Below are 2,395 nucleotides of genomic sequence, written 5' to 3'. Positions count from 1 at the left end.
CCTTGCTGCCGGCATGGATGCCGATGTCGAGCTCTACGTTGATCCCGCGGTGGACCAGAACGTCCACGAACTCTTCATTGAAGGAGACTTCGGCGAGACCTATGTCCGCGTCACCAATATGCCCAGCCCCGACAACCCTGCAACCAGTTACCTTGCCGCGCTCTCCGTACTCTCGCTCCTCGAAAAGATGGACGACCCAATTGTTGTTGGGACATGACGGGGGGCGGGATGGGTATGACAGTTCTCGATGAATTACTGGATTTCCTCAAAGAGGATACCCCTGCGGGAGATGTGACGTCGGAAGCGGTTATCCCCGACATCACCTGCACGGCAGCCATCCGCGCGGAACAGGACGGTACCCTTGCCGGGATCGAAGAGGCGACACTCCTCTTCACCCATTTCGGGGTAGCGGTGACGGGAGGAAAACGGGATGGCGACAAGGTTACAAGAAACGAGTCCGTTCTCACCCTTTCGGGAACAGCAAAAAACATCCTCCTTGTTGAACGGACCGCGCTCAATATCCTCGGGCGGATGAGCGGTATTGCTACCCGCACGGCGGACATGGCGGCTATCGTGAGGCACGGGAACCCGTCGTGCAGGGTGGCCGGGACCCGGAAGACCTGCCCCGGTTTCCGGCGGTTTGACAAGAAAGCTGTGCAAATCGGGGGTGGCGATCCCCACCGGATGAACTTAAGCGACGGGATCCTGATCAAGGACAACCATCTGGCAATTGTGCCGCTCGAAGAAGCCATCCGGAAGGCCCGGGCGCACTCGGCGTACAAGAAGATCGAGGTCGAGGTTGAATCGGCAAAAGATGCGGTTCTTGCTGCCCGTGCCGGGGCAGATATCATCATGCTCGACAACATGATGCCGGTGCAGGTGCAGGAAACTCTTGCAGCACTCCGGCAAAACGGGGTTCGCGATCAGGTCGTCATCGAGATCTCCGGGGGAATCGATGAGGAAACCCTACGGGACTATGCTGCCTGCGGCGTGGACGTGATCAGCATGGGATCGCTCACCCACAGCGTCCGGAACTTCTCCTTCAGCCTTGAGATCCGGCCGCTCATCACACGCTGAACATTTCTCTCCCCGTTTATTTCTTCACCCATAAGATCCGGGGGAGAAACCATTATCTTGGGTCATCCCAAATGGGAGGTGATTGAGGGAGCGATGCAGGAGAATGGGGTATCAGCCCCTGTACCGGAACCGGGCGGGCCGGTCATAGTGGAAGACCCGGAAGTGAGCACAGGGCGGCGGAAGCGCCGCGTCCGTGGCCTGATCGCTCTCTTAAAGGATCCCAACCTGAATTTCCGCTGGCACGCTGCGGAGATGCTCGGGCCCGAGCGCGATCCGGAGGCTGTCACCCCCCTCATCGAGGCCCTGAAAGACCCGTATGTGGATGTGCAGTGGCTTGCCGCAAAGTCGCTTGGCCAGATCGGCGATCTGAGGGCGCTGGAACCCCTGCTTGAAGCATCGGCATCGGATGACAAATGGCTGAGGGCCGGTGCTGCGTGGGGCCTTGGGAAACTCAAAGACCCCCGGGCTGTTGACCGCTTGCTTGCCCTCCTGAAAGACAAGAAGGCCCGGGTCCGGAAAGAGGCCGCCTGGGCACTGGGGGCAATCGGAGACCGGCGGGCAGCGCCCGGCCTGACCGATGCCCTTGGTGATCCCGATGCGGCAGTCCGCGAGGCAGCGCGCAAGGCGCTCCGGGCCATGGGTGCCGGACCGCAGGAACCAGCCGGATCCCCACCCCCCTCATGATCTTCTTCTCCTACCGGGGCATTCACAAGCTGTATTGCTATCAGGGAATCGTGGTAATCCGAAGATCGTCGGCATTGTTGACCACAATCTCCTTTTTTCCCCGGTACGTTTCCACGATCCCGAATGCCCGTACCGTATCGTTCCGGTGAATCACGCGCCCCTGTGCGGCAGGTGCCGGAATAAAGATCGTTGTGTTTGCAACGAGAAGGGAGAGATGCCCGCCATTTTCAATGACATTCACCCTGCTGACGGTTCCTTCGATGAGAACCAGGTCGCCGTCCTGTGAGTTTACAGAGAACGGACGGGCGAACGGCTCTTTGCCGATGATGGTCAGGGCACAGTTTGCCGTGATGACGATAACCGCCACCCCTACAAGCAGGAGAAGGGCGATCCGTTCCTGGCGCATGAACATACATTATTGTATAAAAATTACTGTATAATTAACCGACAAGTTGATATGTTAAAAGTGTTAACATCACTCACATGCAACCAGCAACACTACCACCCTCATCAAAACCGGTGCTCCGGAACCTGGATGATGGCCGGCCCATGACCCACAAGCACATTGTCAACAAGAGCCGGCTTCCACGACGCACCGTACACATGGACTTGAAGAACACAAAGACTAGGAGTG

The 2,395-nt window shown here is 58.2% G+C and carries 4 protein-coding genes; 3 read left to right on the top strand and 1 reads right to left on the bottom strand.

The genetic code is table 11. From position 1 onward, the window contains the following. From CW742_RS10705 to CW742_RS10695, 3 genes are all read left to right on the top strand, one after another. Positions 1-217, top strand: a 217-nt coding sequence (locus CW742_RS10705; RefSeq protein ID WP_292420237.1) for an aspartate dehydrogenase domain-containing protein, incomplete at its 5' end; no start/stop codon positions are given. Between the two features lie 11 nt (positions 218-228). Further along, positions 229-1,077, top strand: a complete 849-nt coding sequence (gene nadC, locus CW742_RS10700; protein ID WP_394339468.1) for a nicotinate-nucleotide diphosphorylase — start codon at positions 229-231, stop codon at positions 1,075-1,077. Positions 1,078-1,170: 93 nt separating this feature from the next. Continuing rightward, complete coding sequence (locus CW742_RS10695; RefSeq protein WP_292420233.1) at positions 1,171-1,761, top strand: HEAT repeat domain-containing protein; 591 nt, start codon at positions 1,171-1,173, stop codon at positions 1,759-1,761. A gap of 40 nt (positions 1,762-1,801) precedes the next feature. Here CW742_RS10695 and CW742_RS10690 read toward each other — a convergent pair whose 3' ends face one another. Beyond that, positions 1,802-2,167 (bottom strand): hypothetical protein, encoded by a 366-nt coding sequence (locus tag CW742_RS10690; protein ID WP_292420231.1) that lies wholly within the window; start codon positions 2,165-2,167, stop codon positions 1,802-1,804. Positions 2,168-2,395: the final 228 nt, after the last annotated feature.

Origin of the sequence: Methanoregula sp. (assembly GCF_002835825.1) — an archaeon.
GTDB lineage: Archaea > Halobacteriota > Methanomicrobia > Methanomicrobiales > Methanospirillaceae > Methanoregula.
This window is presented reverse-complemented; position numbering and strand designations above follow the sequence as displayed.